Origin of the sequence: Pseudomonas sp. M30-35, assembly GCF_002163625.1 — a bacterium.
Lineage (GTDB): Bacteria > Pseudomonadota > Gammaproteobacteria > Pseudomonadales > Pseudomonadaceae > Aquipseudomonas.
On record NZ_CP020892.1, the window covers coordinates 347485 to 365079 of the forward strand.

A 17595-nucleotide genomic window follows, 5' to 3' on the forward strand; every position below is an offset into this window, starting at 1 on the left:
AGGTGTTGGCCCATATACATTCGAAATTAAGCAATATGAGGTAGAGCTATATCGTGCAGGTGCCCTCTAACAATGCGCTCAAAGCGCTCTCTTCGTTCGCAGGGACCGGCGAAGCCGGCCCCTTAGCTTAATCGTTAGCCAGTAGGGGCATTCTGTGAAATCGGTCGAGACGCCGCTAGGAAGTATCAAATTTGAAGTAGTGGTGCATGGCAGGGCGCAAATGCGGATACTAGAGCTGCCGTGTACTCTTCAAAACGACATGACGCTTGAGCGGGTCGTTGCATGCGTGCTGATTGTAGAGCCAAGTATCGACGGCGCTGACCTTACTTTCTCAGCGCAGCTTGATAATGAAAGCCAGACTGGATCTCCTGAGTCTGGCGAGTTTCTCGACTGTGTGTCGTGGGAGGCTTCTGGCTGGGCTCTATCGCTAGGAACTGAAGATGGCGACGCTCTTTCTCAAAGGCTGAAGTGCCTGAATATCGAATCAAGTCCATATCCGATATCTTACTCCCGGTCGGGCCTAGAACTCCTCTTAACGGAACTAGAAAGAGGGAAAGCTTTGTCATTTCATTTCATCGTCGCATATAAGAGTCTCCCGGATGATCGGGAGTGTTCCACCTGGTTTGCGGTCGATGTTCCGCATGAGGTGGCTAACAAGGCATGCACGCGACAAGCGCGTGATGGCAGCGTTAAATGGCATGGTGAAGCGTGAATCGTCATTGGTGCCGTAGTCACTAGATGACCGCTTTTATCCGGCTGGAGTCATTGGCGACTGGCGGCTATGGGTCGAACCTGTGCTGCTGTAAAGGTCGTCCGCATACGATGAGGTGCAAAGGGCAGGGCAGTCAGGAGTTCAGCGTTCGCCACTGGCATCGCTTTTTTCGGTACTTTCTTTAGTACTCTGCTCCGTCAGATCTGCCTTGGTGGGCCAACTGTGCAGCACTTCAGGTGCCAGGAGAGTTGTCATTGCTGACTCTGATTTTTCGGGATCATCTTTTGATAAAAATCAAAAGATCGCAGCCTTCGGCAGCGCCTACAGATCGATCGTATTTCAATCTTTTGGAATGAGTGCTCCAGGCACTTGAATCACTCGGCTCGCCAAACGATGTCCCGCTTCTGCCGCCTCAGCCGGGCTGCCTCCCTTGAGCCGGTTGGCCAAATACGCCGCACTGAACGAGTCCCCTGCCGCCGTGGTGTCCACCACGCATTCGACCACCTGCGCCGGGACTTCGAACGACTCTCCATTACAACGAATCAGACATGCTTCAGCGCCACGCTTGAGCACTACTTCGGGCGTGCCAATCTGCTCATAAGCGGCAAACACCGCCGCACAATCGGAAAAGCTGAACAGCGCTTGCTCGTCCTCAACCGTCAACAACGCTAGGTCGACATAGGGCAGAACGCTGCGATAGGCCGCTTGCGCTTCCTCGGTCGAGGCCCATAACCGTGGCCGGTAGTTGTTGTCGAAAACGATCCGCGCATCCCGCTGTCGCGCTTCGATCAGGATTTCTAGAAGTTTTTCCCGTCCTTGTACGCCGAGCACCGCGAGCGTGATGCCGCTGAAATACAACACGTCGTAATCTGGCAACGCCGCCAGAACTGGCGCGGCGGCTGGGGTGGTGAAGCAATCGCGGACTGCCGCTTCGTTACGCCAGTAGAGAAAACGCCGCTCGCCGGCAGCATCGGTCTGGATGCAATACAGGCCGGGCAAGCGACCGGGTAAACGCTGGACCATTTCCAGGCCAATGCCTTCATCGGCCCAGCTCTGGCACATTGCATCGCTGAAACTGTCATCGCCCAGGGCAGTTATGTAATCCACCGCACCACTATCGCCTAGCTCACGGGTTAGGTAGACCGCAGTGTTCAGGGTATCGCCACCGAAGCTTTGTTGCAGGCTACCGTCGGCGCGCTGCTGCAATTCGATCATGCATTCGCCGATCAGGGCGATGCGCTGGATGTTGGGGCCTAGGGTGCTGAAGGTGTTCATTGATGGGTCTCTGGTGTATGGATGTTACCTGGCAGGCAGCTTCGGTCTGGATACTTAGAAGCAGGTTTCCATGGTTTCGATGACATTCAGCTGCTCATCCACCAGGCACCCGATACGCCACTTGTCGAAGGTCAGGCAGGGGTGCGAAGTACCAAAGGAAATAATATCGCCCACTCGCAATTCAACCTCCGGAGCCACGCTCATGAACGCATGTTGGTCCATCACTGCCGTCACCTTGCAGGCACTCACATCATCGCCGATGGCCGGCACCACACCGGCCTTGTAACGCAGCAACGGCACCGGCAAACCGGCATCGTAGGCCACGTCGCGCTTGCCCAGGGCTATCACTGCAAAACCCGGTTCTGGCAACGACTGCACATGAGCCCAAATTTCCAGCGCCGGGCGCAGACCTTCGTGCAGGTCGCTGCGTCGGTCGAGCACGCAACATTGCGCTTCTTTATAAATACCATGGTCGTGGGTCACGTAACTGCCGGGGCGCAGTACGCTGAGGAAGCGCCCGCTGGCATTCTGCGTTTCAAAAGATTCGGCGATCAGGTCGAACCAGGCCGAGCCCGACGCAGTGATGATCGGCTTGGCAATAGCGAACGCATCGCTGTTCTGCAACTGCACCGCTAGGCGTACCAAGGAGTCGGCAAACTCGCGAATGTCGCTCACGGCCTGATCGCCATGAATCACCCCTTCGTAACCCTCAATACCGGTCAGCGCCAACGCCGGTTGAGCGGCGATAGCCTTGGCCAGCGCCAGCACTTCAGCTTCGGTGCGGCAACCGCAGCGACCGCCAACCACGCCGTACTCGATCATCACGTTCAGGCGCGCGCCGCGCGAGGCGAAATACGCGCCGAGGTCAGCGACGTTATCCGGGTGATCAACCATGCAATGGAACTCGAAGGTCGGGTCTGCCAGCAGATCGGCGATCAGCGCCATGTTCGGTGTGCCGACCAACTGGTTGGCCATCAGCACGCGGCGCACACCATGGGCGTAAGCCGCGCGGGTCTGTGTGGCGCTCGCCAGAGTGATGCCCCAGGCACCAGCGTTCAGTTGCCGGCGAAACAGCGCCGGGGCCATGCTGGTTTTACCGTGGGGCGCCAGTTCTGCGCCGCTGTTGCTGACAAAGTCCTGCATCCAGCGAATGTTGTGTTCCAGCGCGTCGCGGTGCAGCACCAGCGCTGGCAGGCTGACGTCGCACACCAGATTGGCACCGGTCTGGGCGGATCCCTTTTCCACGGAGGCGGTATTGATGGCTGTAGACATGGTCGATTTCCTCACCCACGCAGCCGCAGGCAATAATTGTTATTCATTGATACGCCGGGCGAGGTTATTGGCGTTGTCGATCAGCACCCGGCGATAGTCGTTGTAGTTATTTTGCGCATCGGCTCGTGGGGCGACGATGCACAGGGTCGCGATGGCCACGCCGTTCGGGTCATTGACCGGGGCGGCGAAGCAATGGGTAAAGGTGTCGGCGACGCTATCGAAGGAAAAGAAGCCATCGATACCAGCCTGGCGGATTTCCTGGAGAAACCGCTCCAGCGGCAGGCGTTCGCCGTCCGGCAGAATGAAGTCATCGGGATCGATCAAATCGACTATCTCCTGATCGCTCAGGTGGGCCAGCAGCAGGCGTCCCGAAGCGGTCCAGGGGATTGGCGCGTTCTCACCGATGTCCGAAGAAATGCGGAAATGCCGCTCGCCTTCTTTCATCAGCGCCACGGTGTATTTGCGTCCGTTGAGCAGACACATCTGCGCGGTTTCGCGGGTCTGACTGACGATATCCTGCAAGGCGTGATCGGCTTCCCGCGCGAGGTCGAAATGGCGCAAATGCGCCTGCCCGAGGAAGTACAACTGACGGCCGAGATAAACCTGCCCGTCCTTGCCCACAGGTTCAAGGATACGCCGTTCCAACAAGGACGCGACCAGCTCGTAGACCGTGGATTTCGGGCTGCCGATGCCGCTGGCGATTTCGTTCGGTCGCAGGGGCTGGCCGGTCTCCTTGAGGAAATCGAGGATATCGAACGCCCGGTCCAGACCGCGAGCCCGGCGCTTGATGGTGTCTTCGGTCATGTTTTCAGGTTCCCATTCAAAGTGCCGAGAGTTTACCTAGAGCCAGGCGGCGACAGTTAGGCTGTCTTTTTCTTGTAGGCGATGCAGTCGATCTCAACCTTGCAGTCCACCATCATGTTCGCCTGCACGCAGGCTCTGGCAGGGGCGTGCTCGCTTTTGAAGTACTCGGAAAACACTTTGTTGAAACTCCAGAAATCCCGCGGGTCTTCCAGCCACACACCGGTACGCACCACATCTTCCAGCCCATAACCGGCTTCTTCGAGGATTGCGATCAGGTTTTTCATGGTCTGGTGAGTTTGCTCGACGATGCCGCCCACAATGATTTCACCATTCACCGCCGGCACCTGGCCGGACACGTGCAACCAACCATCGGCTTCGACTGCGCGGGCGAAAGGACGGGGCTGGCCTCCACCGGCGGTGCTACCGGTGCCGTAACGAATGATGCTCATGAGTGTTTCTCCTGATTGAAAAATGAATGCTTAAAAGCGGGTGTTCTTGAGAAATTCCGCAAGCCGTGGCGACTGCGGGCGTTCAAACAATTCCTTGGGCGGCCCCTGTTCTTCGATCCGCCCCTGATTCATAAAAACGATCTTGTCCGATACCTCGAAGGCAAAACGCATTTCATGGGTCACCAGCAGCATGGTCATGCCTTCTTCGGCCAAGCCCTTGATCACACTCAGCACTTCACCTACCAGTTCCGGATCGAGGGCCGAGGTGACTTCATCGAACAGCATCAGGCTTGGGTTCATCGCAATCGCCCGGGCAATCGCCACGCGTTGTTGCTGGCCGCCGGACAACTGGCCTGGGTAATGATTGCGTCGCTCCAGCAGGCCAACCCGCTCCAGCCATTTTTCCGCCAGCGCCACCGCCTCATCCATGTCCAGTTTTTTGACTTTGAGCAAACCGAGGGTGATGTTCTGCAACGCGGTTAGGTGCGGGAACAGATTGAATTGCTGGAACGCCATGCCGGTCATGGCACGATGACGAGCAATGACTTTTTCCGGGTGACGCACGCGCTTGCCGTTGACCTCGTCATAGCCGATGGATTCGCCGTCGAGCAGAATCTGCCCGCCCTGGAACTCTTCGAGCATGTTCACGCAGCGCAGTAGCGTGGTCTTTCCCGAGCCGCTGGAGCCGATCAGCGTGACCACGTTGCCACGATGCATGGTCAGGTCAACACCCTTGAGTACTTCGAGCTGGCCGTATTGCTTGTGAAGGCCACGAATGTCCAGCAGAGCTTGATTCTGTGTCGAAACTTGAGCTTGTGTCATGGCAAGGCCACCCGTTTTTCAATGTGCCGGCCGAGTAATTCGATGGCGTAATTGATGATGAAAAAGAGAAAACCGGCGAACAGGTAAAACTCCAGAGTCATGAACGTCCGAGCGATGACCTGCTGAGTGCTGAGCAGCAACTCGGCGACGCCGATCACCGACAACAGCGTCGACGCCTTGACTATCTCGGTGGAGGAGTTGACCCAGGTCGGCAAAATCTGCCGTAACGCCTGAGGCAACAACACGTAACCCAGCGCCTGGTAAAACGTCAGGCCGATGGCCTTACTCGCTTCCATTTGACCACTGGGTAGCGCTTGCAGCGCACCGCGCACAATCTCCGCGACGTGGGAGCCGCAAAACAACGTCAGCCCCAGAGCGCCAGCCCCGAACGCGCTGATCTGCCAGCCCAATGCCGGTGCCATGTAAAAGCACGCCAACACCAATACAAATACGGGCGTACCGCGAATGATGTCGACGTAAAGCCGGAATGGTGCACGCATCCAGAACGTGCCATACGTGAGTACCAGACCCGTGACGATGCCTATCATCGTGCCCAGCAAAATTGCCAGTGCCGAGCACTGAATAGTGGTCACAAAGCCCTGCCACAGGACTTCTCGCGCCACCCATAACTCATGCAACCAAGTGGGGGATTCGTACATGGGGCCTCCTATCGGCGAATCGCCAGACGCTGCTCGAGGTAACGCAGCATCAAGGCAATGAGGTAGCAGGCCGCAACATAGAGCACTGTAGTCACCAGCCAGGTTTCAATAACCCGATAGCTCTCGACATTGATCTTGCGCGCGTAATAGGTCAGCTCCGGCACGGCAATCGCCGCCGCCAACGAGGTGTCCTTGAACAGTGAAATGAAGTTGTTCGACAGGGCCGGCAGCACATTGCGCAGCATCACGGGGACGGTGATGTAAGCCTTGACCTGCCACTCTCCCAACCCGATCGCCAACCCGGCTTCACGTTGTCCCTTGGGAATGCTCAACAGCCCCCCACGAAACACTTCGGTCAGGTACGCCCCGGCATACAGCGACAGGGTGATGATGAACGAGGGGATCTTGTCCAGGCGAATGCCCAGGCTTGGCAACGCGAAATAGATCAACAGAATCAACACCAGAATCGGCGTATTACGAATCACCGTCACATACACCGACGCCAGCACCCGCAACACGCGATGCTTTGACAGCAAGGCAAACGCCATCAGCAGGCCGATCACGCAGCCGATCGCAATCGACACCAGCGCCAACTGAAGACCCAGACCGAGCCCCGCCAGCAAGGTGTCGAAGTCGCGCCAGACGGCAGCAAAATTCAACTGATAGTTCATAGTCAGCAGTACCTTGAGCGGGGCGATTTATAATCGCCTCGCTCTCACGGGATCATTTGAACTCGACTGGGAAACCGATCGCAGGTGGCGGAAGGTCTACACCGAACCATTGTTTGAACGACGCCGAATAGGTCGGAAACTCAACGCCGGTCATGCCTTCATGCAGAACGGTGTTGATGAAGTTCAGCCAGTCCTGATCGCCGCGTTTGACGGCGCACGCATAGGTTTGTGGGCTCCAGGCATAAGCCGGGCTGCGATAGCGACCGGGGTTCTGTACAATCAGGTATTTCACCGACGACTGATCGGTGGCTGCCGCGTCGGCGCGGCCGGAGTTCACTGCCTGATACATCAGATCAACGCTGTCATATTGATCAACCTTGGCCTTGGGCAGCGCCTGATGCACAAGCTCTTCGGCGTATACGTTCTGCAGCACCGCTACGGTAACGTCGTCACCGGCAGCTTTCAGGTCGTCGATTTCCTTGTATTTGCTGTTAGCCGGTAACAACAAACCGACACCTTCGCGGTAATACGGCAAGGTGAACGCCACTTGCTGTGCGCGGCTGGCGGTTACGGTGATGAACTGGCAACTCATGTCGACCTTGTCGGTCAGCAGATTCGGAATCCGCGCATCAGACGACTGCACCACGAATTCGACTTTGCTCGGGTCGTTGAACAGACCTTTGGCAACCATCCGTGCGATGTCGATATCAAAACCCTGCAATTGGCCATCCGCTCCCTGAAAGTGCCACGGCGCATTGGTACTGCCCGTGCCCACGATCAGTTTTCCACGGCTCAGCACGCTGTCCAGCTTGCTGTCTGCCGCTTGAGCGACACCCATGACGGAGGCCGAAGCCGCGAGAAACAAAACACACGCTTTAAATAAAGATGATGGGCGATGCATAGCAAGCACTCCAAGGTTATGATTGTTCCGCTATAACGGATATAAGTATGTAACAACGGAATAGACAGCAAGAAGTATGCCGCAGGTTGTGGGCGAAACCCCGTGAGAGATTGAAAAGTGTTTTGAATCAAACGGATGCGTATGAGCGTGAAGCAGGTGTTACGAAATGGACAGATGGATAAACGCTACCGTTGGCTACAGGTTGTGGGCGGTTGTGTGACATCTCGATGCATTACACGCCAAACGGAGCAACAGCATTGCGCAGAGCATCTGTAGTTTTTGGCAGTAGCTCTACCTGCTGGTCTCGTTTAACGTCAGCAGGCCTTCGATAGGCTTTGAAAAGGATATTTCAGTGAGCTCAAGAGCAGTCATCTCAGTATCAATACCGTGGTCTGTTGGTTTAATTGCTCGGTCGAAGTAGAAAATAACTTACCGGCTAAAACCTGTCGTTGAGCAGGTTTGTAGCCAGTGTGTTTGGCATAATGTTACTCACCCTTCACCCTTCACCCTTCACCCTCATCGTAGCGATGTTATTGATTAAGGAGTTTCCAGTATTTATGTCTTCTAAACGGAGCCCGGTACTTGCATTTATCATGTCGCTTGCAGTCGCTGGCTGGGGGCAGGTTTACGTCGGTAGAGTCACTCTGGCCCTGGTTATTGCAGGGATTATGTACGGCGGGATTTTGCTGGCTGGCCTTCTTGGTTTGATCGCGAGCCCAGCAGGAGTTTATGCATTCGCAGGGTTCGTTTTACTGATCAAGCTTAGTTCGGCATTTTTAGCTGCTAGCCAGGCTCGTAAAGCAAGCTGTAGCGGGAACTTTCCGAGAATGAGAACTCATGCTCTCTATGTGGCCGCGCTAATCATAGGTACTCTCACATTAATGTATCCATTGCGATCCAGTTTGCTTGGGTACAAGCTTTACTCCATTCCCTTTGGCTCGATGATTCCTGCACTGCAACTCGGGGACTACATTGTCACGGATACTAGATACGACACGCCAAACGTCGGAGACATTGTTGTCTATCGGTACAGAGGCACAAGTTCAGTTAAGCGAATTGCGGCGGTAGGTGGGGATACATTGTCTATCGTGGATGGTGAAGTACTGAACAATGAGCGTAATTTGGGGCTTTTTTTCGCGCCACCTGCTCGAGTGTCTATGGAATACTCGCTTACCCTCGCTCCGGTTAAAGTCAAACCGAACCATGTATATTTATTGGGTGATAATCGAGACTCCAGCACCGATAGCCGTTTTATTGGGCAGATTTCGACTGACGATATCAGCGGCAAGGTCACTGGAGTATGGCTGTCAAAAGAGCGGGCTAGGGTTGGTACGACCTTCGATTAATGCCTGAGGCTGCCACGGTAAAGTGGGGCACAGACAAGACAATATTGTTGCCTCTGGCCTGCTGCAATCTGAGAATCATCTAGCACGCACCCCACCTCACGTAGGTGGCGCAAAATTCAAGGCGCGACCATTGTCTTTGGTTCTAAGGGGACATTGATGGCATTCTGCGAACAATTAGGAACAGGCCACGATTCTGAAGTAACCAATTGTTCACTCTTGGTCAGTTTCTACTTGTCGGGATAGCCACTGAATGACCACAAGTGAACGCTATACGCATCACTCACCCCGCCGAGCATAAAGGCTACACATTTTTGGGTTGGGCGGTCCCATGCAAGTGATGCCGGTGGGCGTTACAATGGGGCCAGCGCCGATTTCCCTGATCGGGCACGCCCGGAGCTAGCTTCTCGATGTTCACCCTTGTCCACCTGGAAACATCGCCGCCTGAGTCCCTGAATTCGCAGGTGCTACAAATGGTGGTGGACTACTTCAGCGATATCAGCCCGGTGTCGTTGACGCCAAGCAATCCGCTCTATCAGTTGTACCAGTACGTGATTGGCTACGAGGTGCATATGTATCTGCAAGCCATGAGCAGTGCTGCGGATAGCGCCCCGAGATTGATCTTGGCTCTGGATAATGAAGACCCCTCGTTGGTGTTGGGTTTTGCCCTGTATTTGCCGAGCCAGGATGATGCCGAGGCTTGCACGCTGGCCTACATGGCAGTTCAGGCCAGCCACCGCCGACGTGGTATTGCCAAGGCCATGTTGCAGCAATTGCTTGAGCATCGTCCCCATGCGGAGCTGGCCTGCGTGGCGAGCAAGGTGCCAACCTTCGAAGCCATGGGGTTTCAGGTCGTGGCAGCGCAGGGGCCACACGTGGTGCTAAGCACTCGAAATTATCGTTCGGGTGGAATGGTGGCGGTGCAGGATCTGGCCCCGATTTTTCAGTCCAAGGAAGTGCGGCAGATTCACGCTTATCTAGTACAGCAGCATGGCAAGAAAGCCATGAGCGATGCCGAAAGCAAGCGCGACCGCCTGCTCGACCAGATGACCCATCAGGCTCAGGCATTGGTCAAAGAGCGCTTCCCTACGATTCACTGATGACAGTTCCGGCAACTACCTGCCGAAAGCCGCCTCCTGTATAAATTCGTGGTCTGCTCCCCCGGTTACCTTAGGAGAAAGCGATGCGCAAAATACCTCCATTGAACTCCGTGCGTGCATTTGAAGCAGTAGCGCGTCATCAGAGTTTTTCTGCTGCTGCCAACGAGCTTTCTGTGACGGTTGCGGCGGTCAGTCATCAAGTTCGGCAACTTGAAGACGGCTTGGGGCAAAAGCTCTTGGAGCGAGGCCGGACGGCAAGTCTCACACCGGCAGGCAAGGCGATTTATCCGTTGTTACGCGACGGCTTTGATCAGATTGCCCAAGCCTTTGCCTTACTCGTAGCGCCACAAGCCGGTGACGCGATTCAGGTGTCCACCACACGTGCATTTGCGGAGCGCTGGCTTATGCCGCGTCTGGCGAAGTTCAACGCGCTTTATCCCAACCTTGTGGTGTCTATTCATGCGTCGGAAAAGATCGTGGATGTGCGTGCCGGGACAGCAGACCTGGCTATTCGCTATGGGCCGGTCGACGCCGATGTGCGGGGCCCCGTGTTGTTTGTGGATAAGTACATCGCTGTAGCGCACAACAGCATCTGTCCTGCCGATCGAAATGCCCGGATTGACGATTTTCACAACCGTTCGCTGCTGGCGTTCAAATGGAAGAATCAGGCGCTGGATGTGCCGTTGTGGTCGGCTTGGCTGGCTCAAGTTGAACACGATACCTCGCGAGAGTTGCGCACCTCTTGGTACAGCGAGGAAACGCTGGCATTACACGCTGTCGAGCAGGGATTGGGCCCGTTGCTATGCAGCGACGTATTGGTTGACGATGGGTTGCGCTCTGGGCAGATGCGTAGAGTGGAAGGGCCGAGCTTGCCGGGCTTCACTTACCACCTGATCGAAGGCACAGGCTCTGCCCCACACAGCAGTCTTTCATTGTTTAGAGATTGGCTGCTGAGTGAGGCGGCCTCATTCAGGGAGAGCGCTCTGAATGAGGCGCAAGAGCCGAGCGGCGACACGGGCACTTACGCTGGCGAAAGCTGAGGTTTTTTCGCACCAGCCAGTTGCTTTACCAGGTTCGGGACGGTGTCGAAAGCATCTGCGATGGAGGCTTCATGTCGAGCGTCGCCAAACTCTTGATAATCGATGGAAATGGTATGGGTTTCATTCACCCCCAAGTAGTGCGCGCAAGTCTGGATATGAGTATCTAGGTGATTCATGGATTCGCGAATGCCTCCGGGGCCAAATCCGAATTCACCACGGGAAGACAGAGTGACCAGTTTCTTGCCATCCATAATCGGTTCCAGAGGGTAATCGCCACGGCCCAAATCAAAGCTGAATGTCTTGCCGATACGAATCACATTGTCGAACCAGGATTTGAGTTGAGCCGGCATGCCGTAGTTGTACATCGGAGTGCCGAGAACGATGACATCGGCGCGGTTCAGTTCCTCGATCAACTCATCGGAGAGGCGCAGCGCCTCGCGCTTTTCGGCAGTCATATGCGCTTGTGGCGTAAACACCGCTGCAATCCACTCCTCTGTTATGAATGGCGGTGGGTTGCGTCCAATGTCACGAACAATAACCTTTGTGTTGCCATCCTGTTCAACCCAAGCATCGACAAAAGCTTGCGAGAGTTTACGGCTTAGGGAGCGTTCGGATCGTACGCTGGCATCAATGTGCAAAAGAGTAGTCATGGGTTAGGTCCTGTTTAGTCTGAGATTGAATTACCTCAAGGCGTAAACAAGTTGGCCATAACTTTCGGCGGTCTGCCTATTGAGTTTTATTGGAGCTGAGTTAAATAAAACTCAACCGTTAAGTTTTATCTGTTTCGCTGGATTGAGACCCTTGTTGTTTCAAGTTTTTAGTGGTCTGACTGACGTTTATAGTTTGCCAGGTTGAGTAAAACTTAACGGACTGTATTTCATAAAGTGTTGTTTGATTTTTATAAGTTCTAGAACGCTGGCTCTTGATTGCCTTAGTGACGTTGAACTCTCTAAAAATAGAGACGGGCCCGGTGTTTCCAGGAAATTGACCTGGCATGGCGCGGGTTGGTAGGTGGGCGACGTTTGCAGCCAATCGGGGTTTTGTAGGGGTTATAGGATTTTTCATAGCTAGGACAACCAATTTAACAGCCCTGTCTTAGCCGCTTTGCAGAGGACACAAGCCATGACCCTGAACGCTTTGTCATTCAATGCTGTTGCACCTGAGGCCGCAGCTGTCGACTTTATTGCTGCGATGGGCAAGTGCGTCAGCGGCGTCACGGTTGTGACAACTGACGGACCCGGCGGACGTTTTGGTTTAACGGTGAGCGCCATGAGCTCGGTTTCTGCAGAGCCTCCGCTGTTATTGGTGTGCATCAATCGCAATAATCTGGCCTGCTCAGCAATTGATCGTAACGGCTGTTTTGCAGTTAACGTGCTGACAGGCGCGCAGCAACAAATCGCCCAAGTGTTTGCCGGTCAATTGCCTGTTGCTGGAGGCGATCGCTTTGCCTGCGCAAGCTGGATGGAGCAACACACTGGTGCTCCCGTTCTGGGTCAGGCTCTAGCCAGTTTTGACTGCTACCTCGAGCAGCAGATCAACCTCGGCAGCCATGCTGTATTTGTCGGGCGTGTGGCGCAGGCTCAATCTGCCGAAGGCAGTGCTTTGGCCTACTCGCAGCGTATTTTTGGCACCTTGAATGCGGATGCCAATGCCAAGTGAGAGCTGATTAATCATTACCCATAAATAGCCCCGCAGTGGCGGGGCTTGGTAATGAACTTGGCCGTTACGCATCGATGCAACGGCGTTCAATCGCAGGTGACGGCTCTAGTTTTGGGTCACGTACTTAAGCAGTTCAACCACTTGTTCCGGGGTTTGTGCCCAGGCCATTGCGGCGGCGTCGACTTCTTTCAGTGGGTGAATGATGTCGTCAGCGTGCAGAGTTATATAGGGTTTGCCCAGTGCGGCGCAGAAGCCTGCATCAAAGGCTGCATTCCATTGTTTGTATTTGTCGCCAAAACGGATGATCGCCACGTCGCACTGCTCAAGCAATGTCTTGGTGCGGATCGCGTTGACCTTGGATGATTTGTGGTCGCGCCAAAAGCTTTCAGCTTCAGCGCCGAGTACATCACCCGCAGCGTCGCTGCTTTCATGGTCGGTATTGGCCGAGGTGAATTTAATGTCGAGCTGTGCTTGGGCGGCGCCGTTGATGATGCGCTCACGCCAGTCGGTATGAATCTCGCCGGATAAGTAGATAGTCCAAGTCATCAGAACCTCAATGCTTTGTTAAAGACGACCACTATACCAAGCATGGCGCGCCGATGACGGCGCGCCAGTTGGATCAGCGTGCAGGATTGAAGGTCAGTGTGCTGCGGGTATGCGCTGCAACATCGCTGTCGCTCAGGTGCATGGGCAGGTAAACGCCTTGCATATAGCGCTCGGCTTGGTCGCTGTAATGGCTGTCGAAAGGTGTACCGCTTTGCCCAACCGGGTTGATGCCCAGCGCAGTGCTGGCATCGGCCAGGTCGACCAAGCGTCGGGTTGACGGCCCATAAACCACTGACCATGGTGCCGGGCTTACACGGTGTGACAGGTTGTTCGGCGTTTCATGGCCGCCTGGCGCTGCAAATGGGCCGACATTGAAGATGCGATCCAGAGGCTTTTTCTGGCCCAGTAGGTGGTTGTGAGTCAGGGTATGTGCAGTGCCCCATTGCCAGTTTTTCGGGTCGTCGCCCAAGGTTTGCTTGAGGTGGGCAATACTCGCTTGCCAAGCCACTTTGACTGTTTGCGCACGGTCTTCGACGGCCTCGGTGCTGCGGTTATCCCACCACGGTGAGTTAGCGTCAGCAGTCAGGCGGGGCAGCGCCACATCCAGTACGCGGGTGGTGAGCAAGTTGTCGAAAAATGCACCTTGCAACTCATCGCTCATCGCTTGCTTGGTTAATTCATATACAAGCTGGTTGAACAAAGTTGGCGCGGTTGCGTCGACTGTGTGGTCGCCGTTCCAAGTTACCAATTGTTCAAGCAGTGCACGTTCCTGGTCGTCAGTGGCTGCATTGCGCAGATCATCGATGATCGGGGCCAGCAAGCGTGGTGCGTAGCCTGTACCGGGGTCAAGTTGCAGTGCCTGGCTATTTTCCAGATCCCACTTCACCGAGTTGTCCGCTAAGCGTTGATTTAAACGCTGACCGCGATCCGGCAAGTTGTAGTAACCGGGGATTTCTATACCTGTGGGGGAAACGGTCTGAAAGTTAGCGGAGATGATATAGCCACGCTGCGGGTTTTCTTCCTGCGGGTTATCGCTGAATGGGTAATAGCCGAGCTTGTCAGCCTCTTCCGTGGAGCCATCGAGAATAAAGCTCGGGTTGACGCCAGCAGGGCGACGCGGCAGTTTGGCCGCCGCCCACCAGCCGATATCCCCTTTGGCGTTGGCCCAGATCACGTTAAGGCCCGGTGATTCGATTTTCTCTGATGCTGTGCGTGCTTTCTCAAGCGTGTCGGCGCGGTTGAGCTGGTAAAAGCCTTCGAGAATCGGGTTGTCGGTTTCCAGAAACGCCCACCACATGGCGATAGGTGTTTTGCCTGCGGACTCGCCCAATGCGTCGTTGATGATGGGGCCATGCGGGGAGCGGCGCAGGGTCAGAGTGACCGGCTCGGCATCTTTGACCGCAATGGTTTCGGTGCGGCTTTGTAGGTCTGTCCACTGGCCCTGGTACCAAACCTGATTAGGGTTTTGCGGGTTAACTTTTTCGGCGATCAGGTCGAGGTCGTCGTTCTGGAACATGGTGATGCTCCAGGCGAAATCCTTGTTGTGGCCCAAGGATGCAACCGGGTTGAGCGCCTGATGGTGGCCGTATAAGTCAAAACCGGGGTAGCTCAACTGCGCTTCGTACCACACCGCGGGTACTGAGAAGCGAATATGCGGGTCGCCCGCCAGCAAGGGTTTACCGCTGGCCGTGCGGCTGCCCGATACCGCCCACGCGTTGCTGCCTTCAAATTGTGGCAAACCCGCTTCGGCGAGCGCTTCATGGCTTAGGCGGGCGATGCTGTTGAGGTCTTTCCAATCATTACTCGCCAGCGGTTGTTGCATAACACCTTGCGGGTGCCAATCGAGATCGAACACCTTGAGGTAGTCGGCACCCAGTTGGTCACGCACATAGCTCAGCACGGGTTCTGTGCGAAACGCGGCAGCGAAGCTGTAAGCCATGTAACCGGCAACGCTGATAGTGTCGGCCACAGTGAATGGGCGTTTGTTAATGCCCAGCACATCAAATTCAACCGGCGCCGGATGGTTGTCCTGATACTGGTTGACGCCATCGAGATACGTTTGCAGCGCTTTGTATGATGCGCTGCTCTGATCCATCGTCTGCACGTATTCATCGGCGTGTTTGCGGATTTCCAGGGTGCGGAACAGACGGTCGGTTTCAACCAGTTTGCTGCCTAACACCTCTGCCAGCTCTCCGCGCGCCAGGCGGCGCATCAACTCCATCTGAAATAACCGGTCTTGGGCATGAACAAAGCCCAGTGCGCGGTACATGTCAGTTTCGTTTTCAGCCTTGATATGCGGCACGCCGCGCTCGTCGTAACGCACGCTGACGGGGGCTTTGAGGTGTTGCAGGGCAACGTCCCCCGTGCGCTGGGGTTGTTTGCTGGTGTAATACCAACCTCCGCCGGCAGCGGCTAGAGCAACAATGACGGCCAGTACAGAGAGCGAGCGCTTCATTCAATCATCCTTATTATTGTCTTGCGGTTCAGACCGCACTTTATGCCTCTATTGTGCGGACTAGGCAGGTCCACGGCATTGACCAAATACGTAATTGCTGAAATTATTTGGTCAATTAATCGTCGTTTATCCACAAGGCGCATATGACTGTTGAACAGCAGCTGCCAGCCGCCATCAGCCTGACTCATTCGGCGACTATGCGCCGTCTGTTATATGAGGGTTTGAGCAGCCTTGGCTTCGACCCGACCGATACTTATCGACGCGCCTATGACGGTGCGCGCCTAGCGCCGCCTTTATTCGATAGCCGCCATGAACATGATCACGCGCCGCGTTTTTGGCAGGCGCTGGAGCAGTTAACCGGCGATGTGGATATCGGTCTGCATTTGGGCGAGGTGATGAAACCGCGACCGATGGATGTGGTGGGCTACTTGCTATTGGCCAGTCGCGATTTGCGTCAGGCGTTGGAAAGCTTTGTGCGTTTTCAGCACATTCTCTCGGGCGGATTTGCTGCGCGGCTTGAAGAGCAGCGCGATAGTGTTCGGCTGATTATCGACCTCAACTATCGAGGTGTCGGCTCGCTGCGTCAGCAAATTGAGTGCTTGGCGCTTCTTTGGCAAAAGCAGTTGAGTAGCGTGACCGATGATGAATTCAGTCTTAGCGGGGTTGAGTTTCGTCATCCACAGCCGCGCATTATCAGTGAGCATCGGCGTCTGTTTGGCATTACTCCGCGCTTCGGGCAGCGCCACGACGCGTTGATATTTCCTCAGGCAATGCTTGCACGGCCTTCGCGTAGCGCTAATGCGCGCCTGTTCGAGTTGCTGAGCAAGCAGGCGACGATAGAACTGGCAGAGTTGAGCGAGAACTTGTTACTCGACCGTGTGCGCAACTGGCTGGAAACCAATCTAGGACGGCAGTTGTGTGGTCTGCAGCCATGCGCTTCGGCGTTGAATCTCAAACCGACGGCGTTGCAGCGGGATTTGGCGGCGCAGGGCAGTAGTTTTCGTCAGCTCCACGATGAGGTGCGCAGGCGGCGTGCGCTGGCGCTGCTTGAGCAAGGCATGGCCACGCGTGATGTTGCGCGTGCGTGCGGCTTTGCCGAGTTATCACCTTTCTACCGAGCGTTCAGGCGCTGGCAGGGTGGGACGCCCAAACATAAAGGTTTGCGCTGAGCGTATCGCTGACTGGCGCACCGCTATTTATTTAGCGGTCGCGGTCCAGTCACAGAAACAGCCAACCGCCATGTTATTGCTGGCGCTGACTGAGCGTCCATCAGCCAGAGCATCAAGAATTGGCTCAATAAAGCTATTGCTGGAATTGCAGGTCAGTCCCGAGCTGTAAGGGCCAAAGTAGGCGAGTTTGCCGGTTCGGTCCCAAATCGCTACCGCCGGGCTTGCGGGGAGCTTTTCGTTGCCCGGCAGTTGCGGCAAGGGCTTTAATGCGCTGAGTGTTTCCGGCAAATTACCGTTGGTTCCGGGTTTTTGCACCGCGTAAAACTCAACGCCTTGCGGCGCGAAATGTTCGACCAACTCGGCCAAATGCTGTTGATTGCCGACATTGCACGGGCATGCTGGGTCCCAGAAGTGCACCAGGCGAATAGGGCCCGGACCTGCGATAGCAGCGGGCAAGCGTATATCTGCACCCGTGAAAATGGCTGTGCGCTCGCTGAATGCACGCAGGTAGCGTGCCTCAAACCACAAGAACGCCGACAATAGTGCGATCATCACTGCAACGGCGGCGATACTGACGATGATGGTTTTACGGCGAGCTGCTGGCATGGGGGCTGTGCTTTCTAATGGTCGTATAGCTTGCCACGATGCGCCCGGCAGCAAAATATCCGCAGCGTAACCAGTGACGTGAAATAATTGCGCCACACGCCTACTTATCATG

General features: G+C 55.4%; 18 protein-coding genes. 6 read left to right on the plus strand and 12 right to left on the minus strand.

Translation table 11 applies throughout. From position 1 onward, the window contains the following. The first annotated feature begins 154 nt into the window (after positions 1 to 154). Positions 155 to 712 (plus strand): hypothetical protein, encoded by a 558-nt coding sequence (locus tag B9K09_RS01495; RefSeq protein ID WP_157699315.1) that lies wholly within the window; start codon positions 155 to 157, stop codon positions 710 to 712. A 339-nt stretch (positions 713 to 1051) separates the two neighbouring features. On the opposite strand, the gene B9K09_RS01500 is transcribed toward B9K09_RS01495, so the two are convergent. The 8 genes from B9K09_RS01500 to B9K09_RS01535 are packed head-to-tail and all read right to left on the minus strand — an operon-like array spanning position 1052 to position 7565. Continuing rightward, the gene (locus tag B9K09_RS01500) at positions 1052 to 1987 is read right to left on the minus strand and encodes a sugar kinase (protein ID WP_087515187.1); all 936 of its coding nucleotides are present in this window, start codon (positions 1985 to 1987) and stop codon (positions 1052 to 1054) included. A 54-nt stretch (positions 1988 to 2041) separates the two neighbouring features. Further along, positions 2042 to 3259 (minus strand): amino acid deaminase, encoded by a 1218-nt coding sequence (locus tag B9K09_RS01505; RefSeq protein WP_087515188.1) that lies wholly within the window; start codon positions 3257 to 3259, stop codon positions 2042 to 2044. Positions 3260 to 3298: 39 nt separating this feature from the next. Continuing rightward, on the minus strand, positions 3299 to 4063 hold the full coding sequence (locus B9K09_RS01510) for an IclR family transcriptional regulator (RefSeq protein ID WP_087515189.1): 765 nt from the start codon (positions 4061 to 4063) through the stop codon (positions 3299 to 3301). A 56-nt stretch (positions 4064 to 4119) separates the two neighbouring features. Next, complete coding sequence (locus tag B9K09_RS01515) at positions 4120 to 4512, minus strand: RidA family protein (protein ID WP_087515190.1); 393 nt, start codon at positions 4510 to 4512, stop codon at positions 4120 to 4122. A gap of 30 nt (positions 4513 to 4542) precedes the next feature. Continuing rightward, positions 4543 to 5334: an amino acid ABC transporter ATP-binding protein gene (locus B9K09_RS01520; RefSeq protein ID WP_087515191.1), complete on the minus strand. Its 792-nt coding sequence runs from the start codon at positions 5332 to 5334 to the stop codon at positions 4543 to 4545. Beyond that, the gene (locus B9K09_RS01525; RefSeq protein ID WP_087515192.1) at positions 5331 to 5993 is read right to left on the minus strand and encodes an amino acid ABC transporter permease; all 663 of its coding nucleotides are present in this window, start codon (positions 5991 to 5993) and stop codon (positions 5331 to 5333) included. Before B9K09_RS01525 ends, B9K09_RS01520 begins: the two co-directional genes overlap by 4 nt. A gap of 8 nt (positions 5994 to 6001) precedes the next feature. Next, positions 6002 to 6664, minus strand: a complete 663-nt coding sequence (locus B9K09_RS01530; RefSeq protein WP_087515193.1) for an amino acid ABC transporter permease — start codon at positions 6662 to 6664, stop codon at positions 6002 to 6004. Between the two features lie 52 nt (positions 6665 to 6716). Next, a complete protein-coding gene (locus B9K09_RS01535) occupies positions 6717 to 7565 on the minus strand; it encodes a transporter substrate-binding domain-containing protein (RefSeq protein WP_087515194.1) in 849 nt (282 codons plus the stop codon). 557 nt (positions 7566 to 8122) lie between these two features. Here B9K09_RS01535 and lepB point away from each other — a divergent pair. The 3 genes from lepB (at position 8123) to B9K09_RS01550 (ending at position 11048) form a co-directional block, all read left to right on the plus strand. Further along, positions 8123 to 8911 (plus strand): signal peptidase I, encoded by a 789-nt coding sequence (gene lepB, locus B9K09_RS01540; protein ID WP_087518937.1) that lies wholly within the window; start codon positions 8123 to 8125, stop codon positions 8909 to 8911. A 407-nt stretch (positions 8912 to 9318) separates the two neighbouring features. Next, on the plus strand, positions 9319 to 10008 hold the full coding sequence (locus tag B9K09_RS01545; protein WP_087515195.1) for a GNAT family N-acetyltransferase: 690 nt from the start codon (positions 9319 to 9321) through the stop codon (positions 10006 to 10008). 83 nt (positions 10009 to 10091) lie between these two features. Further along, positions 10092 to 11048 (plus strand): LysR substrate-binding domain-containing protein, encoded by a 957-nt coding sequence (locus tag B9K09_RS01550; RefSeq protein ID WP_087515196.1) that lies wholly within the window; start codon positions 10092 to 10094, stop codon positions 11046 to 11048. Here the strand turns inward: B9K09_RS01550 and B9K09_RS01555 are convergent. Further along, positions 11030 to 11698: an FMN-dependent NADH-azoreductase gene (locus B9K09_RS01555; protein ID WP_087515197.1), complete on the minus strand. Its 669-nt coding sequence runs from the start codon at positions 11696 to 11698 to the stop codon at positions 11030 to 11032. The two genes, B9K09_RS01550 and B9K09_RS01555, sit on opposite strands and share 19 nt — an antisense overlap. A 472-nt stretch (positions 11699 to 12170) precedes the next feature. Between B9K09_RS01555 and B9K09_RS01560 the strand changes: the two genes are divergently transcribed. Then, positions 12171 to 12707: a flavin reductase family protein gene (locus tag B9K09_RS01560; protein WP_087515198.1), complete on the plus strand. Its 537-nt coding sequence runs from the start codon at positions 12171 to 12173 to the stop codon at positions 12705 to 12707. A gap of 105 nt (positions 12708 to 12812) precedes the next feature. Here B9K09_RS01560 and B9K09_RS01565 read toward each other — a convergent pair whose 3' ends face one another. Together B9K09_RS01565 and B9K09_RS01570 are read right to left on the minus strand one after the other, a co-directional pair. Next, positions 12813 to 13253, minus strand: coding sequence for a YtoQ family protein (locus B9K09_RS01565; protein ID WP_087515199.1), 441 nt, complete (start codon positions 13251 to 13253; stop codon positions 12813 to 12815). Positions 13254 to 13326: 73 nt separating this feature from the next. Further along, the gene (locus tag B9K09_RS01570) at positions 13327 to 15708 is read right to left on the minus strand and encodes a penicillin acylase family protein (RefSeq protein ID WP_087515200.1); all 2382 of its coding nucleotides are present in this window, start codon (positions 15706 to 15708) and stop codon (positions 13327 to 13329) included. Between the two features lie 143 nt (positions 15709 to 15851). On the opposite strand from B9K09_RS01570, the gene B9K09_RS01575 reads away from it, so the two are divergent. Further along, positions 15852 to 16877, plus strand: a complete 1026-nt coding sequence (locus tag B9K09_RS01575; RefSeq protein ID WP_087515201.1) for an AraC family transcriptional regulator — start codon at positions 15852 to 15854, stop codon at positions 16875 to 16877. A 27-nt stretch (positions 16878 to 16904) separates the two neighbouring features. Here the strand turns inward: B9K09_RS01575 and B9K09_RS01580 are convergent, their stop codons facing one another. Then, positions 16905 to 17483 (minus strand): DUF6436 domain-containing protein, encoded by a 579-nt coding sequence (locus tag B9K09_RS01580; protein ID WP_087518938.1) that lies wholly within the window; start codon positions 17481 to 17483, stop codon positions 16905 to 16907. Between the last annotated feature and the right edge of the window lie 112 nt (positions 17484 to 17595).